Consider the following 16411-nt stretch of genomic DNA (forward strand, 5'->3'; position numbering starts at 1 on the left):
AACGAGCTGTTCTTCCGCGACAACACCATGATGCTCTTCGCCGACGCAAAGAAAATGGTCGAGGATATCGTCAAGAACCTCGCGCACTGAGCGACGTCGCTCCGCCGCTTCCGACAGCGACACCAAGGCCGGGCTCACGCCCGGCCTTTTGCGTTTGCAAGGTCCGCGCCTCGTCTGGCTGCATCGGCCTTACTGCACGCGCCATGCTGCACCGCCGCGACACTTCTTGTTGACGGCAGGTGTATTGCATACCAGACTTCGACAAAAGAATAAGATCGACGTGTCGGCCACGAGCATCCTCGTCGTTCCGCCGATGTGGGCGGACCGGGAACCGGGTGCTCAGCTCAGTGAATCCAGAGCCCTTCGGAACGATCAGCCGGCTTCATCCGATCGCCAGGGGCTCCGGACATCAACCGGAGGGAATGCCATGCTGGTCGCTGATCTGATGAAGCTGAAAAGCGCGCGGGTGCCGAGCATCCGCATGAACGAAACCATCGAAATGGCCGCGACGCTGCTCAACCGCGAGCGGATCGGCGCCGTGGTGGTGAAGGATGCCTGCGGTTCGGAGGGCGATACCGTGGTCGGCATCTTCTCCGAGCGCGATGTGGTGCGTGCCATCGCCGAAAAGGGCGGCGCGTCGCTCAAGCTGCCGGTGTCGACGCTGATGTCGCGCAACATGATCTCCTGCGCCATGGAAGACACGGTGGACCATGTGCGGGCGCTGATGGACAGCCATCATGTCCGCCACCTGCCGGTGCTGGAAAATCATCAACTCGTCGGGGTGTTGAGCATTCGCGACGTGCTCGCCCATGACGTGCGTTGCGCCGAGGAGGTTGCGGCGGCCGCCCGGCCGCTGGCGAGCGCGGGAATGACGCTGCCGGCCTGAAGCCTCAACACATCGAGGCGGACCATCGATCTGCGTTCGGCCGGCGCCTCGCACGGCCGGAATGACCCCGGCAGGCGGGCAGGGGCTGGCCCTCCTGTCGGGTGTCGCCGTTGATCGCGCCTCCCGAGACGAAAACGCGCAAGGCAGAAAACGCGCACGACGAAAACGCCGGCGCATCGTGCGACGCGCCGGCGTGAACTCGTTAATGCGCAGGCGCGCCGCTCAGTGCGCGGGGGAAGCTTCCTGCCGCATCGGCGCGGCTTCCATCTGGTGCACGCGGTCGATGACCGCCTTCTGCACCTTCTCGAAGGCCCGCACCTCGATCTGCCGCACGCGCTCGCGCGACACGCCAAACTCGGCGGCCAGTTCTTCCAGTGTCACCGGATCATCCGCGAGACGGCGCGCCTCGAAGATGCGGCGCTCGCGCTCGTTCAACACCGAGAGCGCACCGGACAGCGCATTGCGGCGATTGTCCATTTCCTCATGCTCGACGAGGATGGTCTCCTGGCTGTCGGAATCGTCGGCCAGCCAGTCCTGCCATTCGCCGCCAGCCTCAGCCTCGCCGCGGATTGGGGCGTTGAGCGAGGAATCGCCGCCGAGGCGACGGTTCATCTCCACCACCTCCTGCTCGGTGACGCCGAGCTTGGTGGCGATCTGCTGCACCTGGTCGGGGCGTAGATCGCCTTCCTCCAGCGCGGAAATCTGGCTTTTGGCCTTGCGCAGGTTGAAGAACAACTTCTTCTGCGCCGCCGTGGTGCCCATCTTCACGAGGCTCCACGACCGCAGGATATATTCCTGGATCGAGGCCTTGATCCACCACATGGCATAGGTGGCGAGGCGGAAGCCCTTGTCCGGCTCGAAGCGCTTCACCGCCTGCATCAGGCCGACATTGCCCTCCGAGATCACTTCGGAGATCGGCAGGCCATAGCCGCGATAGCCCATCGCGATCTTGGCGACGAGGCGCAGATGACTGGTGACGAGCTTGTGCGCGGCTTCCGGGTCGTCATGCTCGCGCCAGCGCTTGGCGAGCATGTACTCCTCCTGCGGTTCCAGCATGGGGAAGCGCCGGATCTCGGACAGATAGCGGGACAGGCCGCCTTCTGCCGACGGGATGGACAAAGCGGAACGGGCCATGGAGCGCCCTCCTTCCTTTCATTCGGCCCCCATTCTGGGCGACCGTGAACGCGACCGCAATCAGCCGGCCGCTGCAACATACTAATAGGAACGGCCTAAAATTTCCAAAGCGCAAGATGGCGTATCGGTTCGCGGCGGTCACGAACGGTTGATCGCGCGCGATATATCTACAGCGCGTCGGCCAGCGTCGCCTCCAGCGCCAAGAGGTCGGGCGGCAGCGGGCTGTCGAAGACGAGGAAGTCGCCGGTCACCGGGTGCTCGAAGCCGAGCCGCCCGGCATGGAGCGCCTGCCGGCCCAGCGCGTCGAGCGCCGCGCGGGCCTGCGGGCCGAGCCGCCCGGCCTTGGTGCGCTGGCCGACGCCATAGAGCTGATCGCCGAGCAGCGGATGGCCGATATGGTCCATATGGACGCGGATCTGGTGGGTGCGCCCGGTTTCCAGCCGGCACTCCAGCCGGCAGGCGAGGGGGCGGCCCTGGGGGTCGTCATAGGCCTCCTGCCGCTGCCAGTGGGTGATGGCGAAGCGTCCGCCGGCGCGCACCGCGATCTTCTCGCGCGACACCGGATGGCGGCTCAGAGGCGCATCCACCGTGCCGCTCGGCAGGTCCGGCACGCCCCAGGCGAAGGCGACATAGGCGCGCTCCAGCGGGCCGGTCCGGCCATGATCGGCGAATTGCGCGGCGAGCGCCTTGTGGGCGCGGTCGTTCTTGGCGACCACCAGCAGGCCGGAGGTATCCTTGTCCAGCCGGTGCACGATTCCCGGCCGGCGCACGCCGCCGACGCCCGAGAGGCTGCCGGCGCAATGATACAGCAGCGCATTGACCAGCGTGCCGTCGGGATTGCCCGGCGCGGGATGCACCACCATGCCGGCCGGCTTGTCGATGACGATGAGGTCGTCATCCTCATAGACGATGGCGAGGGGGATATCCTGCGCCACCGGCTCGGCCGCCTCGGGCGGCGGCAGGATCAGGCTGAAGCTCTCGCCGGCGCTCACTTTTGCCGAGCTGCCGCCGACCGCCCGGCCGTCGCGGGTGAGCTGGCCCTGCGCGATCAGTGCCTGCAGCCGGGTGCGACTGATCTGCGGGGCGAGCGTCGCGAGATGGCGCGCGAGCACGCGGTCGAGCCGCAGGCCTTCATCCTGCGGCCCGGTGATGATATCGACGCGCTGGGCGGCCGCTTCCTCGGCCGCGCCCTCGTCCCAATCGTCCATTTGTTCGCCCGGCGGTGCCCGCATGACTTCTCCTGACGCAGACGACAAGCTCGACCCGCAGCAGGAGCGGATCCTGCGTAAGCTGCGCGGCTTCGCCGTCGGCTCCGGCGTGCTGATGGGCTTCGGTTTTCTCGCCCTGTTCGGTGCTATCGGATACAGGGTCGTGGTCGGATGGCAAAGCGTTCCGGAGACGATCTCTGGCACCATCCAGCTTCCTCAAGGGTCGCAGGTGCTGTCGGCCATGGTTTCGGCCGATCTGATCGCGGTGACGATCGAGCGGCAGGGCCTGGTGGAAACCCGTTTCTTCGACGCGAAGACCCGCGCGCCGCGCGGCACACTCGGCTTTGCGGGCGAGCCCTGAGGCGAGACTGTTGATTAGTCGTGCCGAGGGCCTTGATCCCGTGCGCGTTTAGCCCTAAGAGACCGGCCTGCCGCACGCGCCCATCGTCTAGCGGTCAGGACGTCGCCCTCTCACGGCGAAAACCGGGGTTCGATTCCCCGTGGGCGCGCCACTTCCGTACAAAACCGCGAACACCCGGCTGGGTGGCGTGGTCGGCGAGTACGGCTCTCTCCAGCACCGTCCTTGATCCGTGGATGCGCACGACGTGCTGGTCGACTTCGACGGCGTCGATCAGCGAGAGCAGACAGGCTTTGCCGAACGGTACCTCGCCCTCGGTGATGTTTGACCACATGAGCTGCCCGAAGCGGGCGAGCTTGTCTGGATCAAGCCGGCTTGCGGCGGCACCCTGATTCTCGATCCGCTCCAGCGCCGAATGTGCACGGTCCCGATCTGCCTTCAGCTTGGCAATCTGCTCCTTGAGCAACTCGTCGGGCTCAGTGATGCCCTCGGCGACAATCTGTTAGAGCCGCCGCAGCTTGTCTTCCGCTGTCGTCTTTTCGCGCGAGAGTTCGTCAATCCGCGCCTGTACCTCGGCATCGGCTTTCACCCACCGATCGACGACGGACTGTAGCAGCGCATCCACCGCTGGTGCATCAGGACGCCTTCGGCCATATGGCGTGTAACCAGATGTACAAGGCATCGGGCAACATCCGCGCGATCCAGATAATCGCCGCAGACAAATATGTCGGTTCCAGGCTGCCTGAAGTCGCACGAGATTGCGGAGAGTCGGTTGCCCTGAAAAATGTCACATCAGCCCTTGTCGCGCGGCTTGATGGACGCTTCGCACGACTGGCTGGAAGCCCAGGCTGCGCGCGAGGGAGGCATCCACATGCAGATGCCATGGATGGGCGAGCGGAGCGGACGATGGCTCCATCGTTTCGCCAACCAGCGTTGCCAATTCATAAATCGACGTTGGCGCCTCGTCCGCGATATTGACGATCTGGCCGTCCATCGCGCCGGCCAGGGCAAGGTTCACCGCCGTGGCGATGTCCCGGTGATGAACCAGGCTCATGCGCTGGGCGGGATGCATGTTGAAACGGGCAGCGAGCCGGGGCAACTCGTCCAGGTGGCCATCCCCATCGCCGTAAACGAAGCCGAAGCGCAGAATCGCCCAGTTCAGCCCGCTGTTCCGGAGCAGGTTCTCGGCGGCAAGCTTGCTGGCGGGATAGGCCTGCTGAGGGTTCACGGCATCGTCCTCGCGGCCGGGGCGCGGGCTGTCCAGGCCGTAAATATTGGACGTGCTCGCGAGGATGAAACGCGCCTGCGGGGCACCCGCCTTCGCCGCTGAAATGAGGTTGCGGGTGCCTTCGAGGTTGCTCTTCCAGATCAGGTCGGTATCCGGCGTGCGAAAGACCGCCGCAAGATGAATGATCGCGGATACGCCCTTCACCGCGCGCAGGAGGGAGGCGGGATCGAGAAGGTCCGCCTCCACGGATGCAACGCCGGCCGGCACGTCTTTGCCCCCACGCAACAGGACGCGACAGTCCAGCCCGGCATCGACAAGGTGCGGAAGAAGACGGGCTCCGACGAGCCCGGTGGCGCCGGTGAGCAGAATTGTCATGGGTGGTTTCCTTTCTGCAGGAGCTTTTCGAGCCGCTCCGTCGCGGTCTGAAGCACGCGCACCGCGACCGCGATGTCCGCCTCGTCGATCCCGCCAAATGCGGCTGCACGAATGAAGGTGAGATCCGGCAACTCGGCCCACAGCCTTGCGCCGGCATCCGTGAGGCGCAGGCATCTCTGGCGCTGATCGACGCTGTCAGGCGCTTGCTCGATGAGGCCCTTGCGTACGAGCGTCGCGACAATGCCGGTCATCGTCGCGCGTTCGACGGCGAGTAACCGCACGAGATCGCGCTGCATGGTCGGGCCGGAAGTGGCGAGATGGTAGAGCACGTACCACTGCACAGAGCCGAGATCGTGCGGGCGCAGGACTGAATCCATGACGGCCCGGCCGGCGAAATAGCAGCGCTTTGTCCATGTGGCGACGAGGCCCTGATCCTGGCGTTCCCGTTCATCCACCAACCGCATCCCTCTATTTCGCTAACTACCTAACGATTAAATGTAAGGTAGCAAACAATGTCAAGGAGCACATATATGGGAGCGTCTGCCTGCCCGGAGTTGGGGGAGGTGCCCATGCTGTCCATCGGGGCTGCGGCACAGCCATCGACCGTCAGCCGTCCGTCACGCACCGCTCCCAACTTGGCGGGCTCCCGATAGAAGCCCGCAATGCCTCGGTGAAGGCGCGCACCTTCGCGCTCGGCTGCGGCAGGGCGCGAAGGAGATAGATGCCCGACGGCCCATCGTTCCAGGGCTCGCCGCCCAGCCCCAGCCGCACCAGCGTTCCCGCCCGGACATCGGGTCCGACGACCCAACTCGACAGGAACGCGATGCCAAGCCCCGCCTTGGCCGCCGCGCGCAGGGCCTCGAAATCGTCCGAGCGGAAGGTCACCGTGCCGTTCCCGGCATGGCCGGCCGGGCAGCCGAGCACGTCGCGCCAGCCGAGAAGATCGGCGCCATGCAGCTTGTCGAGCAGACGATGCGAGGTCAGATCCGCCGCGCTGCCGGGCGTGCCCGCGCGCGCCAGATAGGCCGGGCTCGCCACCAATAGCCGCGTGAGGGGCGCGAGCTTTGTCGCGATCAGCGTGCTGTCGGTCAGCGCGCCCATGCGGATGACGGCGTCGAGACGTTCGATGACCGGATCGGCCAGCCGTTCCGTCAGGTCGAGTTCGACAAGGAGGGCGGGGTGTTCGGCCTGCAGCGCCGCGACGACCGGCAGGACATAGCGCTTGCCGAAGGTCGGGAAGCAGGCGATGCGCAGCGTGCCCGAAACGGAGCCGTCAAAGGCCGCCACCTCGGCATGGGTGTCGGCCAGTTCGTCGAGATGGCGCAGCGCCCGCTCATGCAGCCGCCGGCCGGCATCGGTGAGCGTGAGCGCCCGCGTCGAGCGGATGAACAGGGCAACGCCGAGATCCTCCTCCAGCGCATCGATCTGGCGGACGATCGCCGAGGGCGTAACCGCCCGCCGGCGGGCGGCGCCGGAAAAGCTCCCCGCCCGGACGACATCGACGAAGGTGGCGAGATATTCGGCGAAATGGGGTCTCATCTTTGCGATCCGGGCAAAGCCGTTTGCAGCAGGCTCCGGCTTATCGCCGGTCCGGGACCGTCGCATATTCGCGGCGTTCACACAGCGGCCGCACCGCGTCGCCGCACCATAATCGCGCGGCGGAGCAGGCCGGCGTTTCATCTCGCAAGCGCTGGCGGCGGCCGTGGAATTCTCGAAATACACCTCGCCCGAGCGTCGCGCATAACCCTGTGCAGGGCGGTTCTTCGTCGGCCGGCATCCCGGCCACCGAGAAGACGACCGCTTTTGTTCCAGTACAGTTTTCATCGAGAAGGCAATTCCATGAAAATCCTGACCGGCAAGATCCTCTCGCAGTCTGCCTATACCGCGGAGATCGACATGCCGCTGGAGAAAATCGACATCGCCGAGTGGCTGTTCAACCTGCCGGAGGCGGAATATCTGCGCTGTTGCCCGCCCGACCATATTGGCTCCGGCGTCACGACGACCGATGATGGACGCCGCATGGTGATCAATGTCGAGATGATCGGCACCGGGCTGGTGATCCAACACTATGTCGCGGAGGAAGCCACGGCGAGCTATTGCCGGATGAACTCGATCTCCGACGTGTTCACGCCCGTGGGCCGCACGCAGGTCAACGTGATCTGGGAACTGATCGCCGAGTCGATCGAGGGCGGGCGCACCCGCTACACCAACCGCGTCACCTCGCACCCGACCGACGTGTTCATGGACTTCGTGGCCGCGCACGGCCAGACCTTCGAGCAGGCGGCCGTGGCCCGGCAGGAAGCCGGCGGCGACCACAATCGCCGCGAGACGCCGCTCTTCGCCGCCAGCATCGCCCGCCGGGCGCTGGCCAAGGCCGCGGCGAAATGAAAGCGATCACGTTCGACGCGTTCGGTGCGGCGGATGTCCTCCGCCTCACCGAGGCGCCCATCCCGGAGCCGCGCCCCGGCGATCTTCTCGTCAAGGTGCACGCGGCCGGCGTCAACCGCGCCGATCTGCTGCAACGGCAGGGCTATTACGGCCGCCAGAGCTATGGCGAGAGCGATCTGCTCGGCCTGGAAGTGGCGGGCCAGGCGGTGGCCGCAGCGGCGGGGGCGGCGTGGACGTGATCGTCGATTTCGTCGGCGGTAATTATCTCGCGCGCCCTCACGAAACCCGCACGGCGGGCGAAAAGGTGGGTCATGCCCACCATGAGCGGAAGCCGTAATACCTAGGTTTATTGCCCGCATATGATGAGATCATTTATCCGCCCCCGCCTTCGTCTTTAGATGACGATGGGTTGGCTGGGCGAACTTCTATAGCGCAGCGATTTCTTTGGCGGCGACACGCCGACCGATCTCTCAAGCCATGCGGATAGGAGACTTCTATGGGCGTTGTGAAGACTATTCGTCCTTATCATGAGCCGGCCGGTGGCTGGGGGGCGCTGAAGGCGATGGGCACCGCCCTCGTCGAACAGGATATCGCCCTCTCCGGCATGGCCACATTGTCGCGCATGAACCAGCATGGCGGTTTTGACTGCCCAGGTTGCGGCTGGGCCGATCCGAAAAATCCCTCGCCGTTTGAGTATTGCGAGAATGGCGGCAAGGCCGTGGCGTGGGAAGCCACCACGAAACGGTGCACGCCGGAGTTCTTCGCCTCCTTCACGGTGAGCGAACTTGAGGCCTTCACGGACTTCGAGCTGGAGATGCAGGGACGGCTGACGCACCCGATGCGTTACGATTCCTACACCGACCGCTATGTCCCGGTGAACTGGGACGAGGCCTTCGCCATCGTCGCGCGGCATCTCAACGCCCTTCCCGATCCCAATATGGCGGACTTCTACACGTCCGGCCGCGCCTCCAATGAGGCCGCTTTCCTCTACCAGCTGTTCGCCCGCGAATACGGCACCAACAACTTCCCCGACTGCTCCAACATGTGCCACGAGGCCACCAGCGTCGGCCTGCCGCAGTCGCTGGGCGTTGGCAAGGGAACCGTGCTGCTGGAGGATTTCGAGAAGGCCGACGGCATCTTCATCTTCGGCCAGAACCCCGGCACCAATTCCCCACGTATGATGACGGATCTGCGCACCGCATCAAAGCGCGGCGCCACCATCATGTCGTTCAACCCGTTCCGCGAGCGGGCGCTGGAGCGCTTCCAGGCGCCACAGAACCCCGTGGAGATGGCGACCCTCACCTCGACGCCAATCTCCCAGCGCCTGTTTCAGGTCCGGGTCGGCGGCGATGTCGCGCTCATCAAGGGCATGATGAAGCTGATGGTCGAAGCGGACGAAGCTGCCCGCGCCGAAGGGCGTGGGCCGGTGCTGGACTGGGATTTCATCCACGGCCACACCGTCGGCATCGACGCGCTGATCGCCGATCTGAAGGCGACGCAATGGGCCGATATCGAACGTAAATCCGGCATCGCGCGGGCCGATATAGCGGTCGCCGCCGAGGCGTACATGAAGGCCGAGCGGGCAATCCTCGTCTTCGGCATGGGCATCACCCAGCACCGCCACGGTACGCGGAACGTTCAGCAACTCGCCAATCTAGCGCTGCTGCGCGGCAATATTGGCCGCGAGGGTGCCGGCATCTGCCCGGTGCGCGGCCATTCCAACGTGCAGGGCGACCGCACCGTCGGCATCACCGAAGTGCCGAGCGATACGTTGCTCGACGCCATCGAGGCCCGCTTCGGCTTCGTGCCGCCGCGCGCGCCCGGCCACAACGTCGTCACCGCGCTGGAGGCCATGGTGCGCGGGGAGGCGCGGGTCTTCATCGGGCTGGGCGGCAATTTCGCCGCCGCGATTCCCGACTGGGAGCAGACCCAGGCCGCCATGCGCCGGCTCGACCTCACCGTCCACATCGCCACCAAGCTGAACCGCAGCCACATCGTTCATGGCCGCGAGGCGCTGATCCTGCCCTGCCTCGGCCGCACCGAACTTGACGAGCAGGCCGGCGGTCCGCAGGCGGTCACGGTCGAGGATTCCATGTCGATGGTGCATGCCTCGCGCGGCCATAACCGCCCGGCCTCCGAGCACCTGAAGAGCGAGCCCGCCATCATTGCCGGCATGGCGCGGGCGACGCTGGGCGCGCGCTCCAGGATCGCCTGGGAGGAGCTGACGGCGGACTATGCGCGGATCCGGGACGACATCGAGGCAGTGTTCCCGATTTTCCAGGGCTATAATGAGCGGATCAAGGAGCCCGGCGGCCTCCATCTCACCTCGCTCGCCCGCGAACGGATCTGGGCGACGCCATCCGGCAAGGCCAACCTGCTGGTCTGCGAAGGCCTGTGCGAGGACCCCGCCGTGGATGATCCCGACGCGCTGTGGCTGACCACGGTACGCAGCCACGACCAGTACAACACCACGCTTTACTCGCTTTCGGACCGCTATCGCGGCGTGTACGGCCAGCGCGACGTGCTGTTCCTCAACGAGACGGAGATGAACCGGCGCGGCCTGAAGGCGGATGACAGGGTCGACATCCTCACCCTGTCGCAGGACGGCATCGAGCGCGCGGTGCGTGGCTTCAAGGTTGTGCCCTACAGCTTTCCGGAAGGCAGCTGCGCCGCCTATTACCCCGAGACCAACCCGCTGGTGCCGCTCTACGCCCACGATCCGCAAAGCTTCACCCCGTCGTCGAAGGGGGTGCCGGTCCGCCTCGTGAAGACCAACACCCAGCAGGGAGCGCAGTGAGATGGACGCGGTCGCCCTTTCCCGTCTGCAATTCGCCTTCACCATCGGCTTCCACATCCTGTGGCCGACGCTGACCATCGGCACCGCGTGGTTCGTCACCGTGCTCAGCGCCCTGTGGTGGCGTACCGGCAACACGGTGTATCGCGACCTGATGCGCTTCTGGATGCGGCTGTTCGCGCTCGGCTTCGGCATGGGCGTCGTGACCGGCATCGTGCTGAGCTACGAGATCGGCACAAATTGGGCCGGCTTCTCGCGCTCGGTCGCCAATGTGCTCGGGCCGCTTTTCGCCTATGAGACGATGACCGCCTTCTTTCTGGAGGCCGGCTTCATCGGCATCATGCTGTTCGGCGAGGGCCGGGTGTCCCGGGGAGCGCACTTCTTCGCCTGCCTGATGGTGGCGGTTGGCGCGCTGATTTCCTCCACCTGGATCATTGCCGCCAATAGCTGGATGCAGACCCCGGCGGGCGCGATCGCCGATGCCGACGGCATTTATCATGTGGTGAGCTGGTGGGACGTTATCTTCACCGCCTCCTTCCCCTATCGCCTCGCCCATATGGTGTGCGCGAGCTTCCTGACCTGTTCCTTCGTGATCGCCGGCGTCTCGGCACTCCATCTCTGGCGCGGCCAGCATGTGGCGGCCTCGCGGACGGCCTTTTCCATGGCGCTGTGGCTCGCGCTGGTGCTGGCGCCGCTGCAGATCGTCATCGGCGACATGCATGGCCGCAACACCATGGTGGAGCAGCCAACCAAGCTGGCCGCGATGGAGGGCCTGTGGGAGACCACCAAGGGGCCGGCTATGACGGTGATCGCCTGGCCGGACATGGCGGCGCAGAAGAATCTCTACGCCATCGACATTCCCCACCTCGCCAGCCTCTACCTCACCCATAGCTGGGACGGCGAGGTCCAGGGCCTGAAGGCGGTGCCAGAGGCCGACCAGCCCTATGTGCCGGTCGTGTTTTTCGCCTTCCGGATCATGGCCGGCATTGGCGTGGTGCTGCTGGCCACCGCCATCACCGGCTTTGTGCTGCGCCTGCGGGGAAGGCTGTTCACCGCCCGCTGGTTCCAGATCGTCACCATGGCGACGACGCCGCTCGGCTTCCTCGCGGTGCTGGCCGGCTGGACGGTGACGGAGTCGGGGCGGCAGCCCTGGATCATCTATGGCGCGCTGCGCACCGCGGATGCGGCGGCGCCCGTGGCGGCCGGGGCGGTGACGACCAGCCTGCTCATCTTCTTCGCCGTCTACAATGTGCTGCTGCTGGCCTTCGTCTGGTTCGCCGGCCGGGTCGCCCTGAAGGGGCCGATCGATAGCTCGCCCGCCGCGCGCGAGCATCCCGGCATGGAGCGCAGCACGCTCGGCGCCTTCACCACGTCTCCCGTCCCGTCGCCCGTGCGCGGCACCGACCCAGCGAGGGCCTGACCATGACCGAACTTCTGCAGGCGGATTATGTCCCGCTGTTCTTCGCCGCCGTCGCCGTGTTCTGCGTCACGGTCTATGTGCTCGCCGACGGGCTCGACCTCGGCGTCGGCATCCTGTTCCTCTTTGCGCCGCGCGACGCCGATCGCGACCTCATGATGGCCTCGATCGAGCCGGTGTGGGACGGCAACGAGACCTGGCTGGTGATGGGCGGCACGCTGCTCTTCGCCGCTTTTCCGGCCGGATACTACATCCTGCTGCCCGCGTTCTATCTGCCGATCATGTTCATGCTGTTTGCGCTGATCTTCCGCGGCGTGGCGTTTGGCTTCCGGCTGCAGGCGACCCGCTTCCGTCTGGTCTGGGACATCGCCTTCTTCGCGGGCTCCGTGCTGGCCACTTTCTGCCAGGGGCTGATCCTGGGCGGGCTGATTGCCGGCGTGCCGGTGGAGAACGGCATGTTCGCCGGCGGGCCGTTCAGCTTCCTCAACCTGCTCGGCGTCCTGTGCGGGGTCGGCCTTGTCGGCGGCTATGCGCTGATCGGCGCCGGCTGGCTGATCTGGAAGACCGACGGCGCGACGCAGGTCTTCGCCCGCGAGATCGCCCATGCCGCGCTCATCCTCACGGGCGCGATGATGGCGCTGGTGAGCGCCTGGAGCGCGTGGAGCGTGCCGGAGGTGGCGGCGCGCTGGTTCGCCCTTCCCAATCTGCTGCTGCTCGCGCCGGTGCCGCTGGTGACGCTCGCCGTCATCGTCGCGCTCTGGCGCGGCATCTGGGAAGGCGCGCAGGCCCGCACCTTCCTGCTCGCGCTGGCCCTGTTCGCCCTCGGGCTGGTCGGGCTCATCGTCAGCCTCTGGCCCTATCTCGTGCCCCGCCACGTCACGGTGTGGGACGGCATGTCCGACACGCAATCGGTGGCCTTCCTCGCCGTTGGGGTCGCGATCATCATCCCGATCGTCCTCGCCTATCAGGCGCATGCCTATTGGGTGTTTCGCGGCAAGACCGTTCACGAGCACGGCGCCTATGGCGGCCATGCCGGCTCCTGAACGGGCTGTCTCCTGTCGATGCGGGTCGACAGGCGGCGAGTGAGACACAATGGCAAACAAGCGCGTTTTCCGGCGACGGTAGCCAGCCCACCTCACCGTCCGGAACAGTGCGGGGCGGCTGCCCGCGGCCGTTGATGAGTACGCGGCCGCGTTCCATGACGAGACGGAGGGGGCGCGCGAGGACGACGCTACCCTTCGCGCCTGCGACGCGGCCACGCTCGAAGGGTCCGCGGATCCGCGATGTCCACGTGGGGTGTTCCTCGCTCCGCGACACGGCGTGCCGGATTGTGGCGCTACCCTATCGCCTGACGAGACGGCACATTACGGCAACCAAGCGTCGCCCGCTGGCGCATGTCTCGATGCGGTTTGATCCGTCGGTCCGCCTCACCACGACGCGGACCCGTCGAGCAGACTTGAAAGATAAGCCAAATGGAAAAGCCGGAATTCTTCGTCACCCCGGGCTATGGTCAGCAGCTGCGCGACCTGCTGCACTATTCACAGGCAGTAAGGATAGGAACCCGCGTCGAGACATCGGGCCAGGGTGGCTGGGATGACGATCTGCGGATTCCCGACGCGTTGGAAGATGAGATCACCCAGGCCTTCCGCAATGTGGAGCGCACATTGGCGACCGCAGGGGCAGGCTGGGAGCACGTGGTGCACATCAATTCCTACCATGTCGGCGGCTTCCCCGCGGAGGTCAACGAGACGATGGCGCGGCTGTATCGCCAGTATATGCCCCATCATGCGCCGATCTGGACGCAGACCGGCGTCGAGGCGCTGGGGCTGCCGACGATGCGCATCGAGATCCGCGTGACGGCCATCATCGCCTGAACCGTGCGGTGGTCGCAGGGCCATGTTCGCCGTTCTCCAGCCGCCGCGGTCGGGAGGGCGGCCCGAAACGATCTGTGTGAGGAGAAAAGTGATGAAGCTTCGCAAGTTCACCCTCGCCGATGCGTCGCTGGAACGCTCGCCTGGACAGGAGGCGGATGTGTTCGTCGGCAATCTGATCGACGAGCGGCACGGCGGGGCGATCACCATCGGCTATGGACGCTACGCACCCGGCCAGAGCCTCGCCGAGACCATGGCGGTCGACGATGTCATGATTGTTCTGGAGGGACGGCTGACGGTTTCCACCGATCTCGATACGGTCATCGCCGGCCCCGGCGACATCGTCCACATGCCCAAGGGTGAAACCGTCACCATTCGCACGCAGGAGGAGGGCGCATTGACCGCCTACGTCACCCATCCGCATTGGCGCCCCGCGCACGCCTAGCATGCGCCGCCCGTCATCGGTAACGTTCTCGATGCCGCGGCGGGAGGATCAGCTCATTTGCCGACCGATCGGAGAAGAGGTTAGCCGATGCGCGTGATGAAGATCGCCATAGCCGGCTTCGGCGGCGTCGGTCGCGCAACGGCCAGGCTGTTGTTGTCCCGACGCGAACGCTACCGTCGCCTCTATCGCAGAGATGTTCGTCTGGTCGCGGTCTGCGGTTCCCGTTCCGGTCTCTTCGATGCCAACGGACTTGAAGCCGACCGGCTGGACGTGCTGGAGGCCGGCTTGACGGGACCGGACTTTGTGGCGGCAACGGGCGCCGAGGTCCTGATCGAGGCCGGCCCCAGCGACTTTCGCACCGGTGGCCCCGGGCTCGCCTATATCCGCTCGGCCCTTTCCGGCGGACAGGATGCGATCGTCATCTCGAAAGGCGCGTTGGTCCATAGCGGAGCGGAGTTGCGGCAACTGGCCAAGCGCTCGAATGCCCTCCTGAAAATCAGCGGCGCGGCCGCCGCCGCTCTGCCGACCATCGACCTTCTCGACCATAGCCTTCTCGGCTCCACCGTGATCGGCGTGGAAGGAATCCTCAACGCCACCACAAACTACCTCCTTGACGCCATGACCTCGCGCGGGATCGGCTTTGAGGGCGCGCTGCGCGAGGCTCAGGCCGCAGGGTTCGCGGAGGCGGATCCGCGCAACGATACCGAAGGGTGGGACACGGCGGCAAAGCTCCTGATCCTGGCCAATTTCGGCCTCGGGCTGGAGCTTGCGATGGAGGATCTCACCGTAACGGGGATCCAGTCCGTGACACACCGGGAGATCGAGGCGTGGAGAGCCGATGGCCTCGTGCCCAAGCTTGTCGGCAGCCTCCTTTATGCGAATGGCGGCGTGCGAGCCGATGTGGGGATCCGAGCCTATCCGCTCGCGGATCCGTTCGCCCATGTCAGCGGGAAGACCAAGGCGATCCGCATCACGACCGATGCCATGGGCGAGACGGTCGCCATGAGCCATGGAACCGAACCGCTCGCGACCGCCGCGGCGGCGCTCAAAGACCTTGAGCACATCCTGAAGGCGAGATCCGCCGAAGGGCCGCCACGGGAAGCGTAGTCATCACCCGGCCGCATGGCCCCGCTCGAACCGGTCCGAACATGGCAGAGGCTTCAGCTTCATGAAGGACTGATGCTTCCCATCGGAATTTCCAGCGTGAGCGAGAGGCCGTCCTCCGTCCAGGCGCGGGAGACCATGCCGTTCATCCCGCGCAGCACGGCCCTTTCGAGCACCGACCCGAAGCCCTCGCGCGAGGGCGAGGTGCCGCGCTCAAGCACCGCCTGCTCGTCCCACGTCATCTTGAAGAGATCGTCCACCGACGTGACCTGAATGGTCAGCCGTCCATCGGCCTGCGAGAGGGCGCCATATTTGGCGGCGTTGGTCGTGAACTCGTGAAACAGCAGCGCGATCGATGTCAGGGCGTTGCCGGACAGCGCGATATCCGCGCCGCTGACCGTGATGCGGTGGCTGTTCGGGCCATTCTGCGGGCAGTGATAGGGAGCCAGAATGGCATTGAGCAGGGCGACGACCGTGGTCTCGGATTTGGCCTCGGCCTCGCGGCTCAGGTCAGGCAATGTGAGATCATGCGCGCGCGCCAGCGCCTGAAGCCGTGAGCGCAGGTCGCCCGCGAGTTGCTCCGCGCTACCGGCCGCCCGCGCGCTGAACTCGATCAGGCCGACGGTGACGGCGAACAGGTTCTTGATGCGGTGGTTGATCTCCCGCAGCAGCATGTCCTGCTGCTCGCGGGCATGCTGATGGCGGTGGACGTCATGTGTCAGCGTGATCAGGAACTCGTCCTTGCGCCGTCCCGCCTCCCTGAGCGCCTCGGCCTGCACTTCCAGTTCGTCGCGCTGGGCGGCGATCATCTGCCGCTGCCGGTAGAGTTCGAAGAACACATCGGCCTTGCTGCGCAAGATGTCCGGCTCGATGGGCTTCTGAATGAAATCCACGGCCCCGGCCTCATAGCCGCGGAACCGGCGTTGGCTGTCGGCACTGCCGGCGGTGACGAAGATGATGGGAATGCCACGGGTCCGCTCGCTGCCGCGCATGAGCTCGGCAAGTTCGAATCCGTTCAGGCCCGGCATCTGGACGTCGACCAGCGCCAGCGCCACGTCATGCTGCAGCAGCAGCTCCAGCGCCTCGTCGCCGGAGCGTGCCTTCAGCAGCAGGAGGTCGTCCCTGCGCAGCAGCGCTTCGAGCGAGACGAGATTATCCTCGAGATCGTCAACCAGCAGGAATGGAACGGGGCTCATGGTCACG

General features: G+C 65.8%; 16 protein-coding genes and 1 tRNA gene. 11 read left to right on the forward strand and 6 right to left on the reverse strand.

Annotated elements, in window-relative coordinates; genetic code table 11:
* The first annotated feature begins 427 nt into the window (after positions 1-427).
* Positions 428-886, forward strand: coding sequence for a CBS domain-containing protein (locus tag MKI84_RS13265; protein WP_241620172.1), 459 nt, complete (start codon positions 428-430; stop codon positions 884-886).
* Positions 887-1108: 222 nt separating this feature from the next.
* Here MKI84_RS13265 and rpoH read toward each other — a convergent pair whose 3' ends face one another.
* Complete coding sequence (rpoH, locus tag MKI84_RS13270; protein WP_241620175.1) at positions 1109-2020, reverse strand: RNA polymerase sigma factor RpoH; 912 nt, start codon at positions 2018-2020, stop codon at positions 1109-1111.
* Between the two features lie 167 nt (positions 2021-2187).
* On the reverse strand, positions 2188-3252 hold the full coding sequence (locus tag MKI84_RS13275) for an RluA family pseudouridine synthase (RefSeq protein WP_241620177.1): 1065 nt from the start codon (positions 3250-3252) through the stop codon (positions 2188-2190).
* Between MKI84_RS13275 and MKI84_RS13280 the strand changes: the two genes are divergently transcribed.
* Positions 3251-3589: a hypothetical protein gene (locus tag MKI84_RS13280; protein WP_241620179.1), complete on the forward strand. Its 339-nt coding sequence runs from the start codon at positions 3251-3253 to the stop codon at positions 3587-3589. The genes MKI84_RS13275 and MKI84_RS13280 overlap by 2 nt on opposite strands.
* A 76-nt stretch (positions 3590-3665) precedes the next feature.
* Positions 3666-3740: transfer RNA gene (locus tag MKI84_RS13285), tRNA-Glu, on the forward strand.
* A gap of 633 nt (positions 3741-4373) precedes the next feature.
* On the opposite strand, the gene MKI84_RS13290 is transcribed toward MKI84_RS13285, so the two are convergent.
* The 3 genes from MKI84_RS13290 to MKI84_RS13300 all read right to left on the reverse strand — a co-directional run bounded on the left by MKI84_RS13290 (position 4374) and on the right by MKI84_RS13300 (position 6728).
* Positions 4374-5189, reverse strand: a complete 816-nt coding sequence (locus MKI84_RS13290) for an NAD-dependent epimerase/dehydratase family protein (protein ID WP_241620181.1) — start codon at positions 5187-5189, stop codon at positions 4374-4376.
* On the reverse strand, positions 5186-5653 hold the full coding sequence (locus MKI84_RS13295; RefSeq protein ID WP_241620183.1) for a MarR family winged helix-turn-helix transcriptional regulator: 468 nt from the start codon (positions 5651-5653) through the stop codon (positions 5186-5188). The genes MKI84_RS13290 and MKI84_RS13295 overlap by 4 nt, the downstream gene beginning before the upstream one ends.
* Positions 5654-5795: 142 nt before the next feature.
* The gene (locus MKI84_RS13300; RefSeq protein ID WP_241620185.1) at positions 5796-6728 is read right to left on the reverse strand and encodes a LysR family transcriptional regulator; all 933 of its coding nucleotides are present in this window, start codon (positions 6726-6728) and stop codon (positions 5796-5798) included.
* Positions 6729-7028: 300 nt separating this feature from the next.
* On the opposite strand from MKI84_RS13300, the gene MKI84_RS13305 reads away from it, so the two are divergent.
* The 8 genes from MKI84_RS13305 to MKI84_RS13340 all read left to right on the forward strand — a co-directional run bounded on the left by MKI84_RS13305 (position 7029) and on the right by MKI84_RS13340 (position 15211).
* Positions 7029-7577 (forward strand): hypothetical protein, encoded by a 549-nt coding sequence (locus tag MKI84_RS13305; RefSeq protein ID WP_241620188.1) that lies wholly within the window; start codon positions 7029-7031, stop codon positions 7575-7577.
* The gene (locus MKI84_RS13310) at positions 7574-7816 is read left to right on the forward strand and encodes an alcohol dehydrogenase catalytic domain-containing protein (protein WP_241620190.1); all 243 of its coding nucleotides are present in this window, start codon (positions 7574-7576) and stop codon (positions 7814-7816) included. Before MKI84_RS13305 ends, MKI84_RS13310 begins: the two co-directional genes overlap by 4 nt.
* A gap of 257 nt (positions 7817-8073) precedes the next feature.
* Entirely contained in the window at positions 8074-10374 is a 2301-nt protein-coding gene (locus MKI84_RS13315; protein ID WP_241620192.1) for an FdhF/YdeP family oxidoreductase, read from the forward strand.
* 1 nt (position 10375) lies between these two features.
* Positions 10376-11791 carry a cytochrome ubiquinol oxidase subunit I gene (locus MKI84_RS13320; protein ID WP_241620194.1) on the forward strand — a complete coding sequence of 472 codons (1416 nt, stop codon included), beginning with the start codon at positions 10376-10378 and terminating at the stop codon, positions 11789-11791.
* A 2-nt stretch (positions 11792-11793) separates the two neighbouring features.
* Positions 11794-12831 carry a cytochrome d ubiquinol oxidase subunit II gene (gene cydB / locus MKI84_RS13325; RefSeq protein ID WP_241620195.1) on the forward strand — a complete coding sequence of 346 codons (1038 nt, stop codon included), beginning with the start codon at positions 11794-11796 and terminating at the stop codon, positions 12829-12831.
* A 429-nt stretch (positions 12832-13260) separates the two neighbouring features.
* Positions 13261-13662 carry a RidA family protein gene (locus MKI84_RS13330; protein ID WP_241620197.1) on the forward strand — a complete coding sequence of 134 codons (402 nt, stop codon included), beginning with the start codon at positions 13261-13263 and terminating at the stop codon, positions 13660-13662.
* Between the two features lie 91 nt (positions 13663-13753).
* Positions 13754-14104: an ethanolamine utilization protein gene (locus tag MKI84_RS13335; protein WP_241620199.1), complete on the forward strand. Its 351-nt coding sequence runs from the start codon at positions 13754-13756 to the stop codon at positions 14102-14104.
* Positions 14105-14191: 87 nt separating this feature from the next.
* Entirely contained in the window at positions 14192-15211 is a 1020-nt protein-coding gene (locus tag MKI84_RS13340; RefSeq protein WP_241620201.1) for a homoserine dehydrogenase, read from the forward strand.
* Positions 15212-15270: 59 nt separating this feature from the next.
* On the opposite strand, the gene MKI84_RS13345 is transcribed toward MKI84_RS13340, so the two are convergent.
* Positions 15271-16404, reverse strand: a complete 1134-nt coding sequence (locus MKI84_RS13345) for a response regulator (protein WP_241620203.1) — start codon at positions 16402-16404, stop codon at positions 15271-15273.
* Between the last annotated feature and the right edge of the window lie 7 nt (positions 16405-16411).

Source organism: Ancylobacter gelatini (assembly GCF_022601675.1).
Taxonomy (GTDB): Bacteria; Pseudomonadota; Alphaproteobacteria; order Rhizobiales; family Xanthobacteraceae; genus Ancylobacter; species Ancylobacter gelatini.